We start from the raw sequence: 21052 nt of genomic DNA, 5'->3' as shown, positions 1-21052 counted from the left end.
CTGCGGACGAGCGGTGTGCTGGCCGGCGGGACGGAAACGGTGCGCGGGGCGTGAGGTCCGTCAGCCAAGGTGTGAGACCGGCGGGGTCGGCTGTGGCCGATCCCGTCGGTATCAGGGGGTCCGTGCCTCAGGCGGCGTGGGCCGGTTTGGTGTAGGCCGGGGCCGAGCGGCGGAACAGCGAGCGGAACAGGCCGCGGATGTAGGCGGCGCGGTATTCGCGGGCGGTTTCCAGCAGGGCGTGGGTTTCTTTGTCGTACATTTCAGTGCCTCTTGGGGTTCGTCTTGTTACCCGAAGCATATAGAAATTCTGCACTGCAGCAAAAGCCGCAATCCGGCAATGCCGCATTGCAGAAAATGCAAGTCGTCGCGGTTGGGAAGGTTAATTGATTGCTAACTCGATCGCGATTGCGAGCTTGTCGGTGAGCTCGTCGAGTTGGGCGTCGGAGATGATGAAGGGCGGGGCCAGCATCACGTGGTCGCCATGCTTGCCGTCGATCGTGCCGGACATGGGGTAGCAGACCAGCCCTTCGGCAAAGGCGGCCTTCTTGATCTTGGCGGAGATGCCGAGGGAGGGGTCGAAAGGTTCTTTCGTGTCGCGGTTGGCGACGATTTCGATCCCGTAGAACAGGCCGCGGCCGCGCAGGTCGCCGATATGGGGGTGCTGGCCGAAGCGGTCGGCAAGGCGGTCGGCGAGTTTCTCGCCCTGGGCCCGGACGCGGGGCAGGAGGCCGCGGTCGAGGATGGCGGAGACCACGGCGAGGCCGGCGGCGGCGGCGGTGGGGTGGCCGTTATAGGTGTGGCCGTGCTGGAAGAAGCCGGTGCCGTCTTCGATGGTCTTGTAGATTTTCGCGCTGCAGAGCATGGCGCCGATGGGCTGGTAGCCGGCGCCGAGCCCCTTGGCGATGCAGGTGATATCGGGGGCGACGCCATCCTGTTCGCAGGCGAAGAGCGTGCCGGTGCGGCCCATGCCGCACATCACCTCGTCGAGGATCAGCAGGATGTCGTACTGATCGCAGATCTCGCGGATGCGTTTGAAATAGCCGGGCGCGGGGACGAGCGTGCCGGCGGTGGCGCCGACGACGGGCTCGGCCATGAAGGCCATGACGTTTTCCGGGCCCACGCGGAGGAGCTCGTCTTCCAGCGCCTGTGCGGCGCGCTGGCCGTAGGCTTCGAGGCTCTCGCCGTCGTGGCGGAGGCGGTATTCGTAGCAGGGGTCGATATGGGTGACGTCGAGGAGGAGCGGGCCGAATTGCGCGCGGCGCCATTCGTTGCCGCCGGCGGACAGGGCGCCGATGGTGTTGCCGTGGTAGCTTTGCTTGCGGGAAATGAGGCGGCTGCGCTGGGGCTCGCCCTTTTCGACCCAGTATTGACGGGCGAGCTTGATCGCGGCCTCGGTCGCCTCGGAGCCGCCGGAGACGTAGTAGACGCGGTCGAGGTCGCCGGGGGCGTTGGCGATGAGGAGGTCGGCCAGCGCCTCGGCCGGCTCTGACGTGAAGAAGCCGGTATGGGCGAAGGCGATGCTGTCGAGCTGGGCCTTCACGGCGGCGATGATCTCGGCATCATTGTGGCCGAGGCAGGAGACGGCGGCGCCGCCCGAAGCGTCAAGATATCGTTTACCGGCGGCGTCGATCAGGTAGCAGCCGTCGCCGCCCACGGCGACCGGGGGGTTGAGGCGGGTGTGGCGCGGGAAGACGTGAGACATCGTTGGGCTCCTGCTGGGGATCGGACGTTTGCCGGCAGTATTGCGCGGCGGGCGGGAGAGTCCAAGAGGGTGGGGGCGTGTGCGTCATTTCCGGCCGCTTCGCGATGCGGGCGGAGGATGGTTGCATATAATTGCAAAATTTCCTTACGCAACGAACGGTGTGGTCAAATTGGCCGGCGGATCGGCCTGACCAATGCCCTTTCAATACAAAGCTTCCCTTGTGAGATGACCATATCCGGCGCTAAACTCGACCTGACGAGACAGGGAGGGTTTCGGAAATTATGCAGGATTTTGGGGAGGCCTTCGCACTGGCTTTCGGCCTTGTGCTGTCGCCCACCGGCGATCTGCTGGAGATCGTCGGGTTGTCGCTGCGCGTCAGCCTGACGGCGACGGCGGTGGCCTGCCTGCTGGGCCTTCCGCTGGGGGCGCTGCTGGCGGTGACGCGGTTCCGGGGGCGGGGCGCGGTTCTGGTGGCGATCAACGCGCTGATGGGGTTGCCGCCGGTGGTGGTGGGGCTTCTGGTCTATCTCAACCTGTCGCGGGCGGGGCCGCTGGGGTTCCTGGGGCTTCTGTACACGCCGACGGCGATGATCATCGCGCAGACCATCCTGATCACGCCCATCGTCGCGGCGCTGTCGCGGCAAATCCTGGAAGACCTGAATGCCGAGTATGCCGAGCAGTTCCGCTCGCTGTGCCTGGGCCGGTGGCAGAGCGTGCAGGCGCTGTTGTGGGACGGGCGTTATGCGCTGCTGACGGTGGGGCTGGCAGGCTTTGGCCGGGCGGTGGCCGAGGTGGGCGCGGTGATGATCGTGGGCGGCAATATCGACCACCTGACGCGGGTGATGACCACGGCGATTGCGCTCGAGACCTCGAAGGGGGAGCTGGCGCTGGCGCTGGCCTTGGGGATCGTGCTGATGGCGATCGCGCTGGGGGTGAATGCGCTGGTGCAGTCGCTGCGGATGTCGGCGGAAAGGCGGAATGTTTATGCGTGACCTTGTATTTCCCGATGTGGTGCCGCGGACGGAGACGGACCTGATGCCGCTGGAGCTTGAGGGGGTGCGGCTTTGCCTGGATGGCAAGGCGGTGCTGGATGGTGTGGACCTGCGGCTCGAGGGGACGGGCTGCACCGTGATCATGGGGCCGAACGGGGCGGGCAAGAGCCAGCTTCTGAAGCTGATCCACGGGTTGAAGGCGCCGGATGCGGGGCGGATCGAGTGGAATGGCCGGGCGGCCGCGGCGGTGACGGCACGGCAGGCGCTGGTGTTTCAGAAGCCGGTGCTGCTGCGGCGGTCGGTGGCGGCGAATGTCGAGTTCGTGCTGAAGGCGCGGGGGCGGGACCGGGGCTTGCGGAACGGGTTGCTGGAGCATGTGGGCCTGCTCGACAAGGCGCGGCAGCCGGCGCGGCAGTTGTCGGGCGGCGAGGCGCAAAGGCTGATGCTGGGCCGGGCGCTGGCGACGGAGCCGGAGGTTCTGTTGCTGGACGAGCCGACCGCGAGCCTTGACCCGGCTTCTGTCCTGGCGATCGAGCGGATCATCCTGCGGGCGCGGGAGCGGGGGGTGAAGGTGATCCTCGTGACCCATGACACCGGACAGGCGCGGCGGATGGCCGACGAGGTGGTGTTCCTGCATCGCGGGCGCATCCTCGAGCATGTGCCGGCGGACGAGTTCTTCCCGGAGCCTGCGACCAGTGAGGCACGGGATTACCTGAACGGCAGGATTGTCGTTTAACATCGACCAGAGGAGTTTCCATGAAAATCAGAACGCTGATGGCCGCCGCCCTCGTGGCGCTGGCCCCTGTTTCCGCTGTCGCCGACGAGGCGATCATCGTGCAGTCGACCACCTCGACCGCCAATTCGGGGCTCTACGATTACCTGTTGCCGATCTTCACCGACAAGACGGGGATCACGGTCAACGTGGTGGCCGTGGGCACCGGGCAGGCGATCAAGAACGCGGCGAATTGCGATGGCGACGTGCTGCTTGTTCATGCCAAGCCGGCGGAGGAGAAATTCGTGGCGGATGGCGGCGGGACGGGCCGGACCGACCTGATGTACAACGATTTCGTCATCGTGGGCCCGGCGGACGACCCGGCGGGGGTTTCGGGGATGAATGACGTCGAGGCGGCGCTGACGCAGATCGCCGAGAGCGAGGCGCTGTTTGCCTCGCGGGGCGATGATTCCGGCACGCACAAGAAGGAGAAGGCGCTGTGGGAGGCCGCGGGCGTGGACCCGGCGGAAGGCTCGGGCGCGTGGTATCGCGAGACGGGTTCGGGCATGGGGGCGACGCTCAATGCCGGGATCGGCATGGGCGCCTACGTGATGACCGATCGGGCGACCTGGATCAGTTTTGCCAACAAGCAGGAATACGGGATCGTCGTGGAAGGGGATGACGACCTGTTCAACCAGTATGGCGTCATCCCGATCAACCCGGAGGCGTGCCCGTCGGTAAATGTCGAGGCGGCGCAGACCTTTGCGGACTGGCTGGTGTCGGCCGAAGGGCAGGAGGCGATCGGCGCCTACATGGTGGACGGGCAGCAACTGTTCTTCCCCAACGCGCCTGAACAGGGTAGCTAACGGGGGCCGGGGCGCTTGTTTGATGGGCCTCGGGCAAGCTGAGGCGGCGAGATGAGCGACCCGGAATTCCTGACCGTGCCCGAGCTGGCCGCGTTGTTGCGGATCAAGGAGCGCAAGGTCTATGACCTTGCGGCTTCGGGCGAGGTGCCGTGTACACGGGCGACGGGGAAGCTGTTGTTTCCCGAGCGCGGGATCCGGGCATGGCTTGACGATCATTCGGACGGGGGGCTGGCGAAACCGCCGCGCCCCGCCGTGCTTTTGGGCAGTCATGATCCGTTGCTGGACTGGGCGGTGCGGGAGTCGCGGTGTGGGCTGGCGAGTTATTTCGACGGGTCGAGCGACGGGCTGAAGCGGTTCCTTGCAAGGGAAGGCGTGGCCGCGGGGCTGCATCTGCTGGATGAAGAGGGCCGGGAGTGGAATATCCCGACGGTGGCGCGGAGTTGCGGCGGGCGGAATGCCGTGCTGGTGAGATTTGCGAGGCGGGCCAGGGGGTTGGTGCTTGGCCGGGACGTGTCGGGCGTGGCGGAGATGGCCGACCTGAAGGGGCGCCGGGTGGTGCCGCGGCAGCCGGATTCGGGGAGTGACGTGCTGTTCCTGCAGTTGGCGGCGAAGGCGGGGCTGCGGGCGGAGGATGTGGACCTGGCCGAGGTGGCGAGGACCGAGACCGAGGCGGTGCAGGCGGTGGCGCGGGGCGATGCGGAGGCGACGCTGGGGCTGGAGACGCTGGCCAAGGATTTCGGGCTGTCCTTCGTGCCGCTGATCGAGGAACGGTTCGACCTGCTGGTGCATCGGCGGGCGTGGTTCGATACGCCGTTGCAGCGGCTGATGACGTTCTGCCAGTCGGAGGCGATGATGGCGCGGGCCGAGCATATGGGGGGCTATGACCTGACCGGGTTGGGCACGGTGCGGTGGAACGCCTGATTCGAAGGTTAAGGGCTTTGTTTTGCTGGGGTTGGGACGTCGGTATCACGTCGGTATTCTGTCGGTATCGCGTCGGTGTTCGGGTCTGTGGGGCGCTTAGTTAATGTGGCGTTCCGGGCGCAACGGGCGAGATGTTGTGTGGGGCGCAACGGGTGAGGAGCCGCGCATCGGCGGGCCGTGGTGCGCTGCTACGGCTTTGAGAGTCACCTCGCGCGGAATCAAGGCGCGCCAAGGGCGCGCCGCCGCGCATCGCCGGGCCGCCCCCCGGCACGGCGATTTGGTGAGGCAGGCGCAACGTCGCTAGGTCGGATGTGCTTGGCGGGCATAAAGTGCCCATCACGGGCGTTGGATCGCCGTACCGCGGCCCTGCGATGCGCGGCGCCTCACCCTTCCCAGACGGCCACCTTCCGGTCGATGGTCTTGCGCGACACGCCGAGCCGACGCGCGGCCTCGGCGCGGTTGCCGCCGCAGAGGTCGAGGATGCGCAGGATGTGGCGTTGCACCACGTCGTCGAGGTTCTCCATGGCGCGGGCGCCGGTGACGCGGCTGTCGCCGTCGAATTCGGGGGGGAATTCGCCGAGGATGACGGAGCGTTCGATCAGGTTCTTCAGTTCGCGCACGTTGCCAGGCCAGTCGTAGCGGCGCATCTTCAGGAGCGTTTCGGCCGAGAGTTCCAGCGCGGGCAGGCCGAGGGTGGTGGAGAACTGCTCGATGAAAAGGGCCGCGAGTTCGGTAATGTCCTCTGACCGGTCCTTCAGCGGCGGCATGTGGATGCGGACCACGTTCATGCGGTGGTAGAGGTCGGCGCGGAAGCGGCCCTGTTCCACCGCTTCCTCGAGATTGGCGTTGGTGGCGAAGAGCAGGCGGAGGTTGAGGGGGAATTCCCGCTCGGCCCCGATGGGGCGGACGCGCTGATCGTCGAGCGCGCGGAGGAGGGCCGCCTGGGCCTGTTCCGGCATCTGGGCGATCTCGTCGAGGAAGAGCGTGCCGCCATCGGCCAGCAGGAAGAGCCCCGGCTTCATCTCGTCGCCCGGGCCGTTGATGCCGAAAAGCTCCTCGGCGATGTGGTCGGGGGCGATGGCGGCGCAGTTGATGGTGACGAAGGGGCGCGATGCGCGGTCGGAAAGCTGGTGGAGGTGGCGGGCGGCCAGTTCCTTGCCGGTGCCGCTGGCGCCGGTGAAGAGGACGGGCGTGGGCAGGGGGGCCAGTTTCTTGAGCATGGCGCGGACCTCGGACATGACGTCGGAGGTGCCGAGGAGGCGGCCGGATTGCGCGTCGCTGTTGAGCTCGTGCCGCAGGAGCGTGTTGTCGCGGCGCAGGTACTTGCGGTCGAGGGTTCGGGCGACGGCGCTGACGATCTGGTTGGCGCGGAAGGGTTTGAGGACGAAATCGCTGACGCCCGCGCGGAGGGCGGCGATGGCGGTTTCGAGATCGGCATAGGCGGTGATCAGGATGGTGTCGGCGAGAAAGCCGAGGCGCCGCTGTTCGAGCACCCATTCCAGCCCCGTCTTGTTGGGCATGACATTGTCGAGGATCACGAGGTCGAAATGATGCTCGTCGAGCTTGGCGGAGGCCTCGTCGGCGGAGGCGGCCATCTCGATCCGCTTGACGCGGGGTTCCAGCGTTTTCAGGAGGAAGTTGCGCATGCCCGGCTCGTCGTCGATCACCAGGATCGAGGCGCCGGCGAGGTCGCTGCCGTAATCCTCGGGGGTTATGCGGTGGCGGGCCTCAGTCAAGGCGGACACTGTCGCCCGAGGTGCGTTGCCAGACGGTGTAGCCGCTTTCCTCGAGGGCGAAATGGGCGCCCACGCCGATGACGGCAATCGCCGCGAACCCAATGAACATCGCTTTCATTTCTCGCCCTCCTTGCTGGCGGTCTTGAGCCACGCGATCAGGTCGTCGCGGTCCGATTGGCCGGCGATCACCTGCATCGGCATTTTCGAGCCGGGGATATAGTGATCGGGGCCTTCATCGAACAGGGCGTCGATGGTGGTCTCGTTCCAGATGATATCAGAACCCGACAGGGTTTCGGAATAGGGATAGCCCGGCACGGTGCCGGCGGGGCGTCCGAAGACGTTGTGGAGCGTCGGGCCGGCCTTGCGCGAGGGGCCCGGGGTGACGGCGTGGCAGATCGAGCATTTGCGCATGAACTGGCGTTCGCCGTTGGGCATGGTGTCGGCGTCGCGCAGGAAGCTGCGTTCGCCGGTGATGCCGGGGTCGAACTCGTCGAGCAGGGCGGTGGGCCAGCCATAGGCGACATCGTCGAGCCCGCCGGCCCAGATGGTGGTGCCGTCGGGGGAGAAGGCGAGCGCCCAGACCGGCCCTTGCCGCGTGGCGCGGAAATCGCGGGCGATTTGCCACTCGGCGGTGTCGACGACCATGATGTAGCCGTGGCCGTCGCCGACGGCGAGCTGGTTGGTTTCCGGATGGTAGGCCATCGAGAGGATCGGGCGGCGGTCGAGGGTGAAATCGGCGATTTCCGATCCTTCCGCGTCGAGGATGCGGGTGCCGCCGTCGACGGCGCCGTAGGCGACCCAGTCGGGGGTGGCGATGATTTCGTTCACGCCGAAGCCGTGGCGGGCGACCTGGATCGGGGGCGCGTCGGTTTCAAGGTCGTAACGCAGGAGCAGGCCGTCGGTGGTGCCGGCGTAGAGGGTGGTGGGGGTGTCGAAGGCCACGGCGTTGACGCCGGCGGGGGCGTCGAGGCTGCGGGCCTCGCCGCCGTCGAGGGGCCAGAGGCCGATGGTGCCATCCCAGGAGGCGGAGGCGACGGTGGTGCCCGAGATGTCGAGGCCGGTGACCTTGCCCTTGTGGGTGCCGAGAATGCGGGGGGTGCCGGACCAGAGGCGGACGGTGAAGTCGTCGCCGCCGGAGACGAGGGTGCCTTCGCCGAAGGTGACGGCGTTGACGGCGGCGTCGTGGCCTTCGAGCCATCGGGGCGAGCGCCCCGTCCAGAGGCCCACGGAATTGTCGAAGCTGGCGGTGGCGACGCGGCCGTCGGGGGCGGTGGCGAGCCCCATGACGGGGCCGCCATGGCCCTTGAGGGTCGTGAAGTCCTGCGCCTCGGCCGGCGAGAGGGTCGCCAGCAGGGCCGCGACGGCGAGGAGACGCATCACTCGGCCGGGGCCGCGGCTTGTTTCGAGGTGGTCTCGTTCTTTTCCTTCAGCTCCTCGTACCAGATGGAGTGGTGCTGTTCGGCCCAGTTCTCGTCAACCTCGCCGGTGCCCATGGCATCGAACGCGCCCTCCATCCCGAGGGAGCCGATGTAGATATGGGCGAGGATGATGGCCATCAGCACGAAGGAGACGATGGCGTGCCAGGCTTGCGCCAGTTGCATCTCCTCCTGCGGGGCGAGGGCCGTGGGCAGAGGGTCATATCCGAAGAGGCCGGGCAGGCCGAGGTCGTTGATGATGCCGAAGGTCTTGGCGAAGAGCTGCAGCTCGAACGGGAAGAGCAGCGAGAGGCCGGAGACGGCGATGGAGGTGCCGAGGACGATGACGGACCAGAAGATGATCTTCTGGCCGGCGTTGAACTTCTTTGCGGGCGGGTGGGATTTGCCGATGATGCCGCCGGCCTGGCGGAACCAGGTCAGGTCGGTCCGGCTGGGCAGGTTGTGCCAGACCCAGAGGACGAAGACGAGGACGAGGCCCAGCATGAAGGCCCAGGCCACGTTGTTGTGGATGAGCTTGGAATAGGTGAGGAGCGAGGCGTTGAATTCCTTGCCGATATAGGGCGCGATGAACTTGCGGCCGAAGAGGGTGAGCAGGCCGGTGAGCGCCAGCAGGATGAAGGAGCCGGCGAGGAGCCAGTGGGAGAAGCGCTCGAAGGCGGCGAAGCGGGTGACGGTGTGGCCGGTCTTGCCGGCGTCGATGCGGATGCGGCCCCGGAGGAGGAAGAAGACGGCGAGGAAGGCGATTGTGCCGAGGAGGAGCCAGCCGCCATAGGTGGCGAGCGGGCCCTCGCGGAAGGTCCACCAGCGCATGCCGCCGTCCTGGACCAGCACCTTGGCGACGTCGCCGCCGGCCGAGACCTTCACGTCGGTTTCGTTGTAGCGCAGGGCGCGCCAGAGGTCGGGGTCGGAGGCGCCGCCGAGGGTGCCGAGCTGTTCGGCCATGGCGGCCGCGCTGTCGGGGTCGCCGGTGTTGCCGGAGCGGTAGCTGTCGTCGACCTTTTCGCCGCGCTGGCGGGCGAGGATGTCTTCCAGCGTGGTCGCGCCGCCGGTGGCGGAGCGGTCGGGCTGTGCGGTTTCGGCGTCCTGTGCCATGGCGGCGGGCGCCAGTGGCAGGGCCAGCATCAGGATCAGCAGGACATGGACAAGGTAGCGCATCCGTCTCTCCAAACTCGTGAGGAACGTTTCGGTTGTTGCTGCGCCGGGGGCGCATCACCGATCCGCGAGGGGGCGGATGGGTCATGCGTCCGTGACGTCGGGTGTGCGCGGAAGGGTCGCCCGGCCCGCGGTGAAGCGGGCCGGGCGGGGTGTTCGGTCAGCCGCCCTTCTGGTCGTAGGCGGTGCCCCAGCCCCAGGCGCCGGTGCCGAAGCCGCGCGCGACGACGCGCTCGCGGTAGATCGCCGAGACGACATCGCCGTCACCGGCAAGCAGCGCCTTGGTCGAGCACATCTCGGCGCAGATGGGCAGCTTGCCCTCGGCGATCCGGTTGCGGCCGTATTTCTGGAACTCGGCGGTGGAGTTGTTGTCCTCCGGTCCGCCGGCGCAGAAGGTGCATTTGTCCATCTTGCCACGGGACCCGAAATTGCCCGCCTGCGGGTATTGCGGCGCGCCGAAGGGGCACGCGTAGAAGCAATAGCCGCAGCCGATGCAGAGGTCCTTGGAGTGGAGCACCACGCCTTCCTCGTTCTGGTAGAAGCAATCCACCGGGCAGACTGCCATGCAGGGCGCGTCCGAGCAGTGCATGCAGGCCACCGAGATCGAGCGTTCACCCGGTTTGCCGTCCTGGATCGTCACCACCCTGCGGCGGTTGATCCCCCACGGCACCTCGTGCTCGTTCTTGCAGGCCGTGACGCAGGCGTTGCATTCGATGCAGCGCTCGGCGTCGCAGAGAAACTTCGCTCTAGCCATTCTCTTTCCTCCTTACGCTGGCATGATCTTGCAGAGAGTCGCCTTGGTCTCCTGCATCTGGGTGACACTGTCATACCCGTAGGTCTGGGCCGTGTTGGTGGATTCCCCGAGGACATAGGGGTCGGCGCCGTCGGGATACTTGGACCGCAGGTCTTCGCCCTGGAAGTGGCCGCCGAAGTGGAAGGGCATGAAGGCCACGCCTTCGCCCACCCGTTCGGTGACCATCGCCATGACCCGGACCTTGCCGCCCTCGGGCCCTTCGACCCAGACCTGTGCACCGTCCCGCACGCCGATATTGTTGGCGTCGCGCGGGTGGATTTCGATGAACATGTCCTGTTGCAGCTCGGCGAGCCAGGGGTTGGAGCGCGTCTCGTCGCCCCCGCCCTCGTACTCGACCAACCGGCCGGAGGTCAGGATGATGGGATAATCCTTGGAAAAGTCCTGCTTCTGGATCGAGGCGTACATCGTCGGCAGACGATAGAACTTGCGATCCTCGTAGGTCGGATAATCCTCTACCAGGTCCCGGCGGTTGGTGTAGAGCGGCTCGCGGTGGACCGGCACCGGGTCGGGGAAGGTCCAGACCACGGTGCGGGCCTTGGCGTTGCCGAAGGGGGCGCAGCCGTGCTCAATGGCGACCCGCTGGATGCCGCCCGAGAGGTCGGTCTTCCAGTTGAGCGAGGCGGTCTTCTCGTTGAAGTCGGAGGGGAAGGGGGACATCGCCTGTTCGCCGACCTCCTCGTCTTCGCCTTGCGTGCCTTCGCCGGAGGTCAGGCCCTGGGCCGCGTCGGTGTCGCCGTCGTCGCTTTCGCCGACCGCGCCGTCGAGGTCGAGCCCCACGACACCGGCCATGGAGCGGCGTTCCTCTTCGGTGAGGTCACCGTCCCATCCGAGGTCGACCAGCATCTGCATGGTGAACTCGGGGTAGCCGTCCTGGATTTCCGAGCCGGGCGTGAAGACCCCCTCGGCCAGCAGGTTGTCGCCCTCGTGTTCCACGCCGAAGCGGGCGCGGAAGGTGAGGCCGCCCTCGGCCACCGGTTTCGACATGTCGTAGAGGTTCGGCGTGCCGGGATGGTTCATCTCGGGCGTGCCCCATGACGGCCATGGCAGGCCGTAATAGTCGCCGTCGGCCGGACCGCCGATCGCCTGGAGCGTGGTCTTGTCGAAGGTGTGCTGGTTCTCCATGTGCTTCTTCAGCCGTTCCGGGCTTTGGCCGGTATAGCCGATCGTCCACATGCCGCGGTTGATCTCGCGGAGCGTGTCCTCGACATTGGGCGTCACGCCGTCATCCTCGATCGAGATGTTGCGGAACATGCGGTCATGGAAGCCGAACTTCTTGGCGAAGAGGCCGATGATCTCCTGATCCGGTTTCGACTCGAAGAGCGGGTCGACCACCTTCTGGCGCCACTGGAGCGAGCGGTTCGATGCGGTGACCGAGCCGTAGGTCTCGAACTGGGTGGCCGCCGGCAGGAGGTAGACCCCGTCGGTGCGGTCATGGAGAACGGCGGAGACGGTGGGATACGGGTCGATCACGACCAGCATGTCCAGCTTCTCCATCGCCTTCTTCATCTCGACCATGCGGGTCTGGGAGTTGGGGGCGTGGCCCCAGAGCACCATGGCCCGCACGTTGTTGGGCTGGTCCATGTTCTCGGAGTCTTCAAGAATACCGTCGATCCAGCGCGACACGGGGATGCCCGTCTCGTTCATCAGGTTCTTGTCCTTGCCGTCGGACCCCTTCATCGAGGCGAACTGGCCGCTGAGCCACTCGAAATCCTCGCCCCAGACACGCGACCAGTGCTGCCACGCGCCCTTGGAGAGGCCATAGTAGCCCGGCAGGGTGTGCGAGAGCACGCCGAGGTCGGTGGCGCCCTGCACGTTGTCGTGGCCGCGGAAGATGTTGGTGCCGCCGCCCGACACGCCCATGTTCCCCAGCGCGAGCTGGAGGATGCAATAGGCGCGGGTGTTGTTGTTGCCGTTGGTGTGCTGGGTGCCGCCCATGCACCAGATCACGGTGCCGGGGCGGTTGTTGGCCATGGTCCGGGCCACGCGCTTGAGCTGTGATCCCGGCGTGCCGGTGACGCGCTCGACCTCTTCCGGGGTCCAGTTGGCAACCTCCTCGCGGATCTGGTCCATGCCCCAGACACGGGTGCGGATGAACTCCTTGTCCTCCCAGCCGTTGTCGAAGATGTGCCACAGGATGCCCCAGATCAGCGCCACGTCGGAGCCGGGCCGGAAGCGGACATATTCATCGGCATGGGCCGCGGTGCGCGTGAAGCGCGGGTCGCAGACGATGAGCGGCGCGTTGTTCTGTTCCTTGGCCCGCAGGACGTGGAGCAGCGAGACGGGGTGCGCCTCGGCCGGGTTGCCGCCGATGATGAAGATGGCCTTGGAATTGTGGATGTCGTTGTAGGAGTTGGTCATGGCGCCGTAGCCCCATGTATTCGCAACCCCCGCCACGGTGGTGGAGTGGCAGATCCGGGCCTGGTGGTCGACGTTGTTGGTGCCCCAGTAGCCGGCGAACTTGCGGAAGAGATAGGCCTGTTCGTTGCTGTGCTTGGCGGAGCCGAGCCAGTAGACGCTGTCGGGGCCGCTTTCCTCGCGGATCGACATCATGCCGTCGCCGATCTCGTTGATCGCCTCTTCCCACGAGATGCGCTTCCACTCGCCGCCCTCTTTCTTCATCGGGTACTTGAGGCGGCGTTCGCCGTGGGCGTGTTCACGCACCGAGGCGCCCTTGGCGCAGTGGGCGCCGAGGTTGAACGGGCTGTCCCAGCCGGGTTCCTGCCCGGTCCAGACGCCATCCTGCACTTCGGCGATGACGGTGCAGCCCACGGAGCAGTGGGTGCAGACGGATTTCCGCAGGTCGACGGCGCCGGCCGCGGTGGAGGCGGCGTTGGCCTTCTGGACCGTGCCGCCGGTTGCGGCGACGGCGGCGAGGCCGCCGATGGCCAGACCCGAGCCGCGCAGGAAGGCGCGGCGGTCAACCGAGGTTTGCGCCACCTCGGACAGGATCGAAGTCCGCTGGGGGCGTCGCGCAACCCCGTTGGTCTTTTTCCTAAGCATGTTTCTCTCTCCCTTGCTCGCCCGGGCATCCCCGCCCCGGCTTGCTTGGCACTTACGGTGACCTTGGACAGTCGGGCGTCACGCAACCAGTCGCCTTCGGTCGGTTAAGCAGGTCCGCGGGATGCGGGCCGGCGGTTGGCTTAGAACTTCGCCGAGGCGAAGTAGGCGCGGGTATGCGCGGTGTCCTGCATCTTGTCGGATGACAGGTCGGGCTCGGCCGCTTCCGCGTCCGATGTGCCGGAGGCAACAGCGACCGCCGCGATGGGCGCCGTGGTGCCGGCCAGCTTGAGGAAATCGCGGCGCGTGGCGCCGTCTTCCTTCTTCATGAGAGCCTCCTCTCTCTGGGTTGGGGGCGGGATGTGCCGCCCGTTGGGTGCCCGGGCCCGGCCCGGACGGTGGATCGTTCAGGTGCCGCTCATCCGGAAGCCTTCGGTCTCGATCTCCATGAAGAGGCGGCCGACGGTGCCGACGGGGGCGTAGAAGACGGAGTTCTTCGCCGCTTCGAGGTCGGTAAAGAAATGGCCGGCCCAGGGCGCGATCTGGCGGTTGAAGAAGTCGCGCTGGGTGGCGAGGGGGGCCGGCGTGCCGAAGCGGCCGACGATCATGGCGCCCATCATCTCCATCAGGCTGGCGATGTTGTCCTCCGGCTCGAACACGGTGTCGGCGCGGGCGAGGCCCAAGCGCGACATGTCCTGCCGGAGGAGGGCGAGGGGTTTTTCGTTCAGGAAACCGGTGAGGTAGTAGGAGGCGTAGGGCAGAAGCTCGCCCCGGCCGAGGCCGATGAAGAGCTTGTTGAACTCGCTTTCCACGGTTTTCGGCTTGGTGACCCTGGCCATGCGCGCGAGCGTGGTGATGGCCTGGCCCAGCGGGCCGTCATCGCCCGAGAGGCCTGCGGTCTGGGACAGAAGCATCTCGTCTGGCGGGCCGGAGAGGAGGACGCCGAGGTAGTTGTAGAGATCGGCGCGGAGGCGGTCTTCCTCGGCAATGGGGGGGGTGGCGGGGTTTGCGGTCATGCGGTTTCCTCGGTCTCGAACCGGAAGCGCATCCGCCGCGTGTTGGCGGCGGGGGCCGGTTCGGTGTCGTCGGTGTCGGTGAAGGTGTAGCTGTAGGGGGTGTCGGGCTCGTCTTCGGGGGCGACTTCTTCCGGGGTCTCTTCCTCTGCCTCGGCGAGCAGGGGCTCTTCCTCGGGCTCCGGTTCCGGATCAGGCTCGGCGAACTTGTCGAACATGCCCTTGCCGACCTGGTAGACGGTTTGCATGTTCTCGATGACGCGGGTGGCGTCGGTGTAATCCTCGCCGTAATCGACCAGCCCGTCGAGATTGGCCAGCACCGGGTTCAGCCGCCAGAGGCGGCGGAGGGCGCGGGCCTTGAGGCGCTGGGGCAGGGCGGTTTTCAGGAAGTCCTGCACCTCCTCGGCGGTGGTGAGGGTTTCGGGCTCGGGCATGCCGGCCTCGGCCAGAAGCTCGGCATCGGGGCGCTCGGCGAGGGCCTGTTCGTGGGCCTGTCGCTCGGCCGCGTCGCGGGCGGCGGTCTCGGCCTGTTCCTCGGCGGCGACGGCGGCCTTGCGGCGGGTCCAGAATCCGGTGGATGCGGTCATTGCACGCGCCTCCGCTTGAGGGCGGGGGAGGCGTAGACGTCGCCCGGCTTGCCGATGCGCGGGTCGCCGATGCCGTCCTGCACCTCGTCGATGCGCTTGCGGTCGCGCTTGCGCTTGACGAAGACCTCGTCCTGGTGGTGTTCCTCGACGAAGTCGCGGACCCAGGCGACGAGGCCGTGGGGCATGGGGATCTTGCCGACCAGCTCCTCGCCGCTGTCGGTGTAATCCTGGGCCTGGTAGGGGGAGGCGGTGATCAGCAGCACCTCGTAGGGGACGGGGCCGGGCGTGCCGGTTTCGCGCATGACGACGTAGAGGCTGGGGATCTCGGCGCTGATGCCGTGAAGGTAGGCCTCGGTCTCGGCGCCGTGGAGTTCGAGCGTCGGCGTGGCGGCGTGGTATTCGATGGTCTCGCCCTCGCGCCGCAGCTCTCGCCAGTCGGCGGGGCCGGCGCCGGGCAGGACGGCGACGGCCGTCCAGTGCCATTTCGCCCACCGGGTCACCCCCGGGGCGCGGCGCATGACCACCCCCACCGGCATCGATCGATAGGCGTTCGGATTGTAGATCACGTCGTCCTCCCTTGGTTCAGGATGGCCGAGCGGGGCTTTGACGCGAAAGGGTTTTTGCGCCGGGTGGCCTGCAAACTGCCCGATCAAGTCATTTTGTCCGGGTTGCGGGGGTCGGGTGTGGCCGGGCCGACTTTTTGTCCAAATTGAGTTTTTTGGTCGGGAATCGGGATCGGGCGGTTCGGGGCGTGACTGGGTGCGAATCACCCCGTCGGGCGGGCGGCATGTGGCGAATCGCGTGGTCCGAAACCGGTTGTGAGCGTGGTCGAATCATGTGTAGCTAACCGGTGCGGGCACGCTTGGAGGGCGTCTGCAAGCGCCGGTGAACGCAGGGAGGACACCATGGCCAAGTCATTGATAACATGTGATTGCGAGGGGAGTCAGCGCATCGATTCCGAGGCGCTTTCGCGGGTGACGGGGCTGGAGGTGAAAACCCCCTGTTCGGCGCTTTGCACCACCCAGCTGGACCGCGCGGCGGAGGCCATGGCGCAGGGCGAGACGATTTTCTGCTGCACGCAGGAGGCGCGGGTGTTCGAAGCGCTGGCCGAGGAGGTGGGGGTGGAAGCCCCCCCGGTTCTGGACCTGCGCGACCGGGCCGGATGGAGCGATGACCCCGCGTCGAATGTGCCCAAAATGTCCGCCCTGATCGCCGAGGCGCAATTGCCGGCGGCGGGCGAGAAGACGATGGACGTGATTTCGGAAGGCTTGTGCCTGATCGTCGGGGCGCCGGAGGTGGCGTTGCCGGCGGCGGAGCAGTTGCAGGATCACCTGGGCGTGACGGTGTTGCTGCCCGAGGGGACGGAGGTACCGGATACGCGGGCCTATGACGTGGTGACCGGGCGGCTGCGGCAGGCCAAGGGGGCGCTGGGGCAGTTCGAGGTGGTGATCGACGCGCTGCGGATGGTGGAGCCGGGCGGGCGCGGGGGCTTCGGGTTGAGCGCGCCGAAGGATGGCGGGCGGTCGGAATGCGATATCCTGCTGGATCTGCGGGGGGAGCTGCCGCTCTTCCCGTCGCATGAGAAGCGCGAGGGGTATCTCAGGGCCGATCCGGGGCATGGGCCGTCGGTGTCGGCGGCGGTGATGGCGGCCTCTCACATGGTGGGGACCTTCGAGAAGGTGCTGCATGTGAAGATGGAGCCGCTGCTATGTGCCCATTCGCGGGCGGAGCAGACGGGATGTACGCGGTGCCTGGACCTGTGCCCGACCGGGGCGATCCTGCCGGCCGGCGAGCATGTGACGGTGGACCCGATGGTCTGCGCCGGGTGCGGGGCGTGTTCGGCGGTCTGCCCGTCGGGGGCGATTTCCTATGACGCGCCGCCGGTGGATATGGTGATGCGGCGGGTGCAGGTGCTGGCGAAGGCTTACCTGGAGGCGGGGGGCGAGGCGCCGCGCTTGCTGGTGCATGATGCGCATGGGGCGGAGATGATCCGGCTTGCCGCGCGGCATGGGCGCGGGTTGCCGGCGGACGTGGTGCCGATGGAGCTGCCGAAGGTTGGGGCGTTCGGCCATGCCGAGATGGTGGCGGCCTTGGCCGCCGGGTTTGCGTCTGTTCGGCTGTTGGTTGGGCAGGGCGCGGATATGGATGCGATCGGGGCGCAGGTGGAGCTGGCGCGGGCGATTGGTGGCGATGCGGTTGCGGTGATCGATACGCCGGATCCGGACGTGATGGCCGATGCGTTGTATGGCGAGGAAGTGCCCGGCACGGTGGCGACGCCGGTGCGGCCCATGGGGACACGGCGGCAGATCACGCGGCAGGCGGCGAAGGCGCTGCACCCCGGGACGGAGGTTCTGGCGCTGCCCGACGGGGCGCCGTATGGGGCCGTCGTGGTGGATGACGACAGTTGCACGCTGTGCCTGTCCTGCGTGTCGCTCTGCCCCTCGGGGGCGCTGGGGGACAACCCGGACCGGCCGGAGCTTCGGTTCCAGGAGGATGCGTGCCTGCAATGCGGGCTGTGTGCGAATGTCTGTCCGGAGGATGCGATTTCATACGAGCCGCGGCTGGACCTGACCGATGCGGCGCTGGGACAGCGGGTGCTGAAGGAGGAGGAGCCGTTTGCCTGCATCGAGTGCGGGGCGCTGTTCGGCGTCAAGAGCACGGTGGAGCGGATCACGGCGAAGCTGGAGGGACATTCGATGTTCGGCGGCGACAAGCTGCGGATGATCCAGATGTGCGACGATTGCCGGGTGAACGCGCAGTTCCATTCCGAGGACAACCCGTTTGCGGCGGGCGAGCGGCCCAAGGTGCGCACGACGGAGGATTACCTGTCGAAGCGGCGGGATCACTGATGTTGCAGGGGGGCGCCAAGGTCGGCCGCGTCCATCGCGGCCACGTAGGCGAGCACGGCGTCGACCTCGTCGAGGGTCATTTCCATGGGCACGATGGGGCTTGGGTTCAGGTCGTCGAAGGGGGGCGTGACCTCGGCGATCTGGGTGAAGCTGGGGTGGGGGTTGAGGACGTAGAAGGCGGCGAAGCGCTGTTCCCAGTCGGGCAGGCTGCGCAACACGGCGAAGGACGGGGTGGAGCCGATGCCGGCCATGCGGGTGCTGTCGTCGACGGCGTGGCAGCGGGTGCATTTGGCTTTCGAGATGCGCAGGCCGAGCGCGGGGTCGCCCGAGAGGTCGGCGGGGGCGGTTTCGGGTTCGATGGTGTCGGCCTCGGAGAAGAGGGCGTCGCCGTCGGGGGCGTAGGCGAGGATGGTGTTGCGGCCGATCTCGCCCGTCAGCCAGTCGGTAAGGGTGGCCGTGCCGGGGTGATCGGGGTCGCGGATGTCCATGGCCCAGGGTTGCGCGGGGCCGTTGAAGAGCGGGCGGCCTTCGGGGCCGAGGGTGATATGCGCGTCGGCGGGGGTATCGACGAGGGCCACGCGGACCCGGTGCTTGAGGGTGAAGCGGGGCAGGATGTAGTCGAAGAGGCCGGTGTCGACGAGGGCTGCCGGGGCATGGAGGCGGACCGGCCCGTCCTGCGCCGCTGCCTTGAAGGGCGCCAGCGAAAGAGCCAGTATCAGCAGAAGCCATCGCATGGCCCCAAGCCTACGGGGCGGGGTGTGCGGGCGTCAACGTTCAATGGAGAGAGACGATGAGCGACGATTTCAACATGTCGATGCGGAAGTTCCTGAAGCAGGTCGGCGTGACCTCTCAGCAGGCGATCGAGGAGGCGATGCGGGAGGCCGACACGGCCGGCAAGACCTATGCGATCAAGGCGGTCGTGACCATCGAGGAGCTGGACCTGCACCACGAGGTGACGGGCGAGATCAAGGGTCAGGAGTAATCCCCTTGGCAACACGGGACGAGGTTCTGGAGCTTCTGAAGGGCGTCGAGGCGCCGCGCGGCGGCGATATAGTGTCGGCGGGCGTGGTGCGCGCGCTGACGGTGGGCGAGGGCGGCGCGGTGCGCTTCGTGATGGAGGTGCCGCCGAAGGAGGCCGAGGCGTGGGAGGCCGTGCGGCAGAAGGCCGAAGGCGCGCTGAAGGGCGCGGGCGTGACGGAGGTTGCCATCGCGCTGACCGGCCACGTGGAGAAGGCGCCGCCGGAGCTGAAGCCGTCGAAGCCCGCGCAGACCGGGCCGGAGCGGATACCGGGGGTCGAGCACATCATCGCCATTGCCTCGGGCAAGGGCGGGGTCGGCAAGTCGACGGTGTCGGCGAATATTGCTTGCGCCTTGGCGCAGCAGGGCAAGCGGGTTGGCTTGCTCGATGCGGATGTCTATGGCCCGTCTCAGCCGCGGATGATGGGGGTTTCCGGGCGGCCGGCGTCGCCTGACGGGAAGACCATCCTGCCGCTGAGGAACCACGGTGTGACGCTGATGTCGATCGGGTTGATGACCAACGAGGACCAGGCGGTTGTGTGGCGTGGGCCGATGCTGATGGGCGCGTTGCAGCAGATGATGATGCAGGTGCAGTGGGGGGCGCTCGACGTGCTGATCGTCGATCTGCCGCCGGGCACCGGTGACGTGCAGATGACGCTGGCGCAGAAGGCGGTGGTGGATGGCGCGGTGATCGTGTCGACCCCGCAGGACGTGGCGCTCCTGGATGCGCGCAAGGGGATCGACATGTTCAAGCAGTTGAACGTGCCGATCCTGGGCATGGTCGAGAACATGTCGACGCATATCTGCTCGGAATGCGGGCACGAGGAGCATGTGTTCGGCCATGGCGGCGTGGCGAAGGAGGCGGCTGGCCTTGGCGTGCCGTTGCTGGCGGAGGTGCCGCTTGACCTGCAGATCCGGCTGGCCTCGGACGGGGGGGCGCCGATTGTCGTGACGCAACCGGACAGCGCGCAGGCGCAGGCGTTTCATGCCGTGGCCAAGGCGCTGGTGGAAGCGGGGGCGGTATGAGTGCCGTGCTCGATACGCTGGTCTTTCCGCCCGCGATGGCGGGGGAGGCTGTGTCGGGCGACCCGGCGGAGGCGGCGGTTCTGCGGGCGATCCAGGGGGTCGATGCCGGGCTGGTCGTCTACCGGGTGGCGGCGGACCGGGTGGGGGCCGCGCTGATCTTTGCGCCGGAGGTTCCCTTGGCCAAGGCGATGGTGATGCTGCCGCTGTGCCAGGTGGGGTTTCAGAACGCGCTGGGCGCGCTGGCGCCGCCGGAGGTGGCGGTGCACCTGGAATGGTCGGGCGGCGTAAGGGTGAACGGTGCGGGCTGTGGCCGGTTCCGGGCGTTCGCGTCGAGCGATGACGTCGCGGCGGTGCCGGACTGGCTGGTGGTGGGGTGGGAGATGCCGCTTCTGCCGCCGGGACAGGAGACCGGGCTGACGCCGGAGGAGACGGCGCTTTACGTGGAAGGCTGTGCCGACGTGGATGCCGGGCAGTTGGTTGAGGCGTGGGCAAGGCACACGCTGAACTGGATTGCCAAGTGGGAGGATGCTGGCGCCGGGCCGCTGCATGGTGAATGGCGCGGGCTGGCCCATGGCGTGGGCGAGGATGTGAGCGTGGACGGGGTGAGCGGCACGTTCCTTGGCCTTGACGAAAGCTTTGGCATGCTGGTGCGGCAGGGCGAGGAGACGGTGCTGATCCCGCTGACGAGAAACCTGGAGGAGAGCCCATGAACCTGGCGCGTGCGATCCATTTCGACGAGAGCGACATGAATGTCTTTGCCAAGCCCGCCCGCACCGGGGAATGGTGCGTGCCGGGCGGGTTCGAGTTTTCCGACTGGGGCGAGGGCGATCTTGTCGGCAAGGCGCGGCAGGCCTTCGCGAATGGCTGGCTGGGGCTGGAGACGTTCGGGCGGGTCACGTTCGTGGCGGTGACGCAGGTGGAGGCGGCGGAGCTCGACGTGCTGGAGCGGGCGCTGGCGGAGCATTTCGTGGTCTATTACGGCGCGCCCTCGGCGGAGGCGGCGCTTCCGGTGGCACGGGAGGAGATCCGGCACATGGCGGAGCTGTGCGAGGAGCATGAGCCCAACACGCTTCTGACCGTGGCGCGGGAGCTGACCGAGGCCGGGGTCAGGGAGGTGTTCCGGGTGATCGAGCCGCAGGATGCGGGGCTGGAGCAATTCGCGATCCACGGATCGCTGGACGAGTGAGGGCGCTGGGCGTCTTTCGCTCGATACGGGTACGCCTGCTTTTCCT

Annotated in this window: 22 protein-coding genes; 9 read left to right on the top strand and 13 right to left on the bottom strand. The window is 67.3% G+C overall.

Annotated elements, in window-relative coordinates:
- Positions 1–127: 127 nt before the first annotated feature.
- Together QUV18_RS08390 and QUV18_RS08385 are read right to left on the bottom strand one after the other, a co-directional pair.
- On the bottom strand, positions 128–259 hold the full coding sequence (locus QUV18_RS08390) for a hypothetical protein (RefSeq protein WP_300893238.1): 132 nt from the start codon (positions 257–259) through the stop codon (positions 128–130).
- A 120-nt stretch (positions 260–379) separates the two neighbouring features.
- Positions 380–1702: an aspartate aminotransferase family protein gene (locus QUV18_RS08385; protein ID WP_300893236.1), complete on the bottom strand. Its 1323-nt coding sequence runs from the start codon at positions 1700–1702 to the stop codon at positions 380–382.
- Between the two features lie 281 nt (positions 1703–1983).
- Here QUV18_RS08385 and QUV18_RS08380 point away from each other — a divergent pair, with 281 nt between their 5' ends.
- The 4 genes from QUV18_RS08380 to QUV18_RS08365 are packed head-to-tail and all read left to right on the top strand — an operon-like array spanning position 1984 to position 5193.
- Positions 1984–2694 (top strand): ABC transporter permease, encoded by a 711-nt coding sequence (locus QUV18_RS08380; RefSeq protein WP_300893235.1) that lies wholly within the window; start codon positions 1984–1986, stop codon positions 2692–2694.
- Positions 2687–3430: an ATP-binding cassette domain-containing protein gene (locus QUV18_RS08375; RefSeq protein WP_300893234.1), complete on the top strand. Its 744-nt coding sequence runs from the start codon at positions 2687–2689 to the stop codon at positions 3428–3430. Before QUV18_RS08380 ends, QUV18_RS08375 begins: the two co-directional genes overlap by 8 nt.
- A 20-nt stretch (positions 3431–3450) precedes the next feature.
- A complete protein-coding gene (locus tag QUV18_RS08370; protein WP_300893233.1) occupies positions 3451–4272 on the top strand; it encodes a substrate-binding domain-containing protein in 822 nt (273 codons plus the stop codon).
- Positions 4273–4323: 51 nt separating this feature from the next.
- Entirely contained in the window at positions 4324–5193 is an 870-nt protein-coding gene (locus QUV18_RS08365) for a helix-turn-helix transcriptional regulator (protein WP_300893232.1), read from the top strand.
- 383 nt (positions 5194–5576) lie between these two features.
- Here QUV18_RS08365 and QUV18_RS08360 read toward each other — a convergent pair whose 3' ends face one another.
- The 10 genes from QUV18_RS08360 to QUV18_RS08315 all read right to left on the bottom strand — a co-directional run bounded on the left by QUV18_RS08360 (position 5577) and on the right by QUV18_RS08315 (position 15464).
- Positions 5577–6938 (bottom strand): sigma-54 dependent transcriptional regulator, encoded by a 1362-nt coding sequence (locus tag QUV18_RS08360; RefSeq protein WP_300893230.1) that lies wholly within the window; start codon positions 6936–6938, stop codon positions 5577–5579.
- The gene (locus QUV18_RS08355) at positions 6922–7047 is read right to left on the bottom strand and encodes a hypothetical protein (protein WP_268874608.1); all 126 of its coding nucleotides are present in this window, start codon (positions 7045–7047) and stop codon (positions 6922–6924) included. Before QUV18_RS08355 ends, QUV18_RS08360 begins: the two co-directional genes overlap by 17 nt.
- Positions 7044–8306, bottom strand: coding sequence for a c-type cytochrome (locus QUV18_RS08350; protein ID WP_300893226.1), 1263 nt, complete (start codon positions 8304–8306; stop codon positions 7044–7046). Before QUV18_RS08350 ends, QUV18_RS08355 begins: the two co-directional genes overlap by 4 nt.
- The gene (locus tag QUV18_RS08345) at positions 8306–9520 is read right to left on the bottom strand and encodes a formate dehydrogenase subunit gamma (protein WP_300893224.1); all 1215 of its coding nucleotides are present in this window, start codon (positions 9518–9520) and stop codon (positions 8306–8308) included. Before QUV18_RS08345 ends, QUV18_RS08350 begins: the two co-directional genes overlap by 1 nt.
- Positions 9521–9677: 157 nt before the next feature.
- Positions 9678–10271, bottom strand: a complete 594-nt coding sequence (fdh3B, locus tag QUV18_RS08340; RefSeq protein ID WP_300893223.1) for a formate dehydrogenase FDH3 subunit beta — start codon at positions 10269–10271, stop codon at positions 9678–9680.
- A 12-nt stretch (positions 10272–10283) separates the two neighbouring features.
- Positions 10284–13331 (bottom strand): formate dehydrogenase subunit alpha, encoded by a 3048-nt coding sequence (locus QUV18_RS08335; protein WP_300893221.1) that lies wholly within the window; start codon positions 13329–13331, stop codon positions 10284–10286.
- Positions 13332–13471: 140 nt separating this feature from the next.
- Positions 13472–13657: a twin-arginine translocation signal domain-containing protein gene (locus QUV18_RS08330; RefSeq protein ID WP_300893219.1), complete on the bottom strand. Its 186-nt coding sequence runs from the start codon at positions 13655–13657 to the stop codon at positions 13472–13474.
- A gap of 78 nt (positions 13658–13735) precedes the next feature.
- Positions 13736–14344: a molecular chaperone gene (locus tag QUV18_RS08325; RefSeq protein WP_300893218.1), complete on the bottom strand. Its 609-nt coding sequence runs from the start codon at positions 14342–14344 to the stop codon at positions 13736–13738.
- Complete coding sequence (locus tag QUV18_RS08320; protein ID WP_300893217.1) at positions 14341–14928, bottom strand: DUF3306 domain-containing protein; 588 nt, start codon at positions 14926–14928, stop codon at positions 14341–14343. The genes QUV18_RS08325 and QUV18_RS08320 overlap by 4 nt, the downstream gene beginning before the upstream one ends.
- Complete coding sequence (locus tag QUV18_RS08315; RefSeq protein ID WP_300893251.1) at positions 14925–15464, bottom strand: DUF3305 domain-containing protein; 540 nt, start codon at positions 15462–15464, stop codon at positions 14925–14927. Before QUV18_RS08315 ends, QUV18_RS08320 begins: the two co-directional genes overlap by 4 nt.
- 369 nt (positions 15465–15833) lie before the next feature.
- Here QUV18_RS08315 and QUV18_RS08310 point away from each other — a divergent pair, with 369 nt between their 5' ends.
- Positions 15834–17777, top strand: a complete 1944-nt coding sequence (locus tag QUV18_RS08310) for a 4Fe-4S binding protein (RefSeq protein ID WP_300893216.1) — start codon at positions 15834–15836, stop codon at positions 17775–17777.
- Here the strand turns inward: QUV18_RS08310 and QUV18_RS08305 are convergent.
- Positions 17771–18511, bottom strand: a complete 741-nt coding sequence (locus QUV18_RS08305) for a hypothetical protein (RefSeq protein ID WP_300893214.1) — start codon at positions 18509–18511, stop codon at positions 17771–17773. The two genes, QUV18_RS08310 and QUV18_RS08305, sit on opposite strands and share 7 nt — an antisense overlap.
- A gap of 56 nt (positions 18512–18567) precedes the next feature.
- Between QUV18_RS08305 and QUV18_RS08300 the strand changes: the two genes are divergently transcribed.
- Genes QUV18_RS08300 through QUV18_RS08285 form a run of 4 tightly spaced genes read left to right on the top strand, consistent with a single transcriptional unit; the run spans position 18568 to position 21006 of the window.
- Positions 18568–18759 carry a DUF6494 family protein gene (locus QUV18_RS08300; protein ID WP_300893249.1) on the top strand — a complete coding sequence of 64 codons (192 nt, stop codon included), beginning with the start codon at positions 18568–18570 and terminating at the stop codon, positions 18757–18759.
- Positions 18759–19820, top strand: coding sequence for an Mrp/NBP35 family ATP-binding protein (locus QUV18_RS08295; protein ID WP_300893247.1), 1062 nt, complete (start codon positions 18759–18761; stop codon positions 19818–19820). The genes QUV18_RS08300 and QUV18_RS08295 overlap by 1 nt, the downstream gene beginning before the upstream one ends.
- Positions 19817–20530, top strand: a complete 714-nt coding sequence (locus QUV18_RS08290) for a biotin/lipoate--protein ligase family protein (RefSeq protein WP_300893213.1) — start codon at positions 19817–19819, stop codon at positions 20528–20530. The genes QUV18_RS08295 and QUV18_RS08290 overlap by 4 nt, the downstream gene beginning before the upstream one ends.
- On the top strand, positions 20527–21006 hold the full coding sequence (locus QUV18_RS08285; protein ID WP_300893211.1) for a DUF6505 family protein: 480 nt from the start codon (positions 20527–20529) through the stop codon (positions 21004–21006). The genes QUV18_RS08290 and QUV18_RS08285 overlap by 4 nt, the downstream gene beginning before the upstream one ends.
- The last annotated feature ends 46 nt before the right edge of the window (positions 21007–21052 follow it).

Source organism: Roseovarius sp., from assembly GCF_030373445.1.
Taxonomy (GTDB): Bacteria; Pseudomonadota; Alphaproteobacteria; order Rhodobacterales; family Rhodobacteraceae; genus Roseovarius.
Note: the sequence above shows the minus strand (reverse complement) of the source record. Positions and strands in the feature narration are given on the sequence as shown.

Excerpts from the sequence above, each read along its gene's own strand:
- QUV18_RS08390 (WP_300893238.1), bottom strand. The coding sequence starts at position 259 with ATGTACGACAAAGAAACCCACGCCCTGCTGGAAACCGCCCGCGAATAC.
- QUV18_RS08385 (WP_300893236.1), bottom strand. The coding sequence starts at position 1,702 with ATGTCTCACGTCTTCCCGCGCCACACCCGCCTCAACCCCCCGGTCGCC.
- QUV18_RS08380 (WP_300893235.1), top strand. The coding sequence starts at position 1,984 with ATGCAGGATTTTGGGGAGGCCTTCGCACTGGCTTTCGGCCTTGTGCTG.
- QUV18_RS08375 (WP_300893234.1), top strand. The coding sequence starts at position 2,687 with ATGCGTGACCTTGTATTTCCCGATGTGGTGCCGCGGACGGAGACGGAC.
- QUV18_RS08370 (WP_300893233.1), top strand. The coding sequence starts at position 3,451 with ATGAAAATCAGAACGCTGATGGCCGCCGCCCTCGTGGCGCTGGCCCCT.
- QUV18_RS08365 (WP_300893232.1), top strand. The coding sequence starts at position 4,324 with ATGAGCGACCCGGAATTCCTGACCGTGCCCGAGCTGGCCGCGTTGTTG.
- QUV18_RS08355 (WP_268874608.1), bottom strand. The coding sequence starts at position 7,047 with ATGAAAGCGATGTTCATTGGGTTCGCGGCGATTGCCGTCATCGGCGTG.
- QUV18_RS08350 (WP_300893226.1), bottom strand. The coding sequence starts at position 8,306 with ATGCGTCTCCTCGCCGTCGCGGCCCTGCTGGCGACCCTCTCGCCGGCC.
- QUV18_RS08345 (WP_300893224.1), bottom strand. The coding sequence starts at position 9,520 with ATGCGCTACCTTGTCCATGTCCTGCTGATCCTGATGCTGGCCCTGCCA.
- fdh3B (WP_300893223.1), bottom strand. The coding sequence starts at position 10,271 with ATGGCTAGAGCGAAGTTTCTCTGCGACGCCGAGCGCTGCATCGAATGC.
- QUV18_RS08335 (WP_300893221.1), bottom strand. The coding sequence starts at position 13,331 with ATGCTTAGGAAAAAGACCAACGGGGTTGCGCGACGCCCCCAGCGGACT.
- QUV18_RS08330 (WP_300893219.1), bottom strand. The coding sequence starts at position 13,657 with ATGAAGAAGGAAGACGGCGCCACGCGCCGCGATTTCCTCAAGCTGGCC.
- QUV18_RS08325 (WP_300893218.1), bottom strand. The coding sequence starts at position 14,344 with ATGACCGCAAACCCCGCCACCCCCCCCATTGCCGAGGAAGACCGCCTC.
- QUV18_RS08320 (WP_300893217.1), bottom strand. The coding sequence starts at position 14,928 with ATGACCGCATCCACCGGATTCTGGACCCGCCGCAAGGCCGCCGTCGCC.
- QUV18_RS08315 (WP_300893251.1), bottom strand. The coding sequence starts at position 15,464 with ATGCCGGTGGGGGTGGTCATGCGCCGCGCCCCGGGGGTGACCCGGTGG.
- QUV18_RS08310 (WP_300893216.1), top strand. The coding sequence starts at position 15,834 with ATGGCCAAGTCATTGATAACATGTGATTGCGAGGGGAGTCAGCGCATC.
- QUV18_RS08305 (WP_300893214.1), bottom strand. The coding sequence starts at position 18,511 with ATGCGATGGCTTCTGCTGATACTGGCTCTTTCGCTGGCGCCCTTCAAG.
- QUV18_RS08300 (WP_300893249.1), top strand. The coding sequence starts at position 18,568 with ATGAGCGACGATTTCAACATGTCGATGCGGAAGTTCCTGAAGCAGGTC.
- QUV18_RS08290 (WP_300893213.1), top strand. The coding sequence starts at position 19,817 with ATGAGTGCCGTGCTCGATACGCTGGTCTTTCCGCCCGCGATGGCGGGG.
- QUV18_RS08285 (WP_300893211.1), top strand. The coding sequence starts at position 20,527 with ATGAACCTGGCGCGTGCGATCCATTTCGACGAGAGCGACATGAATGTC.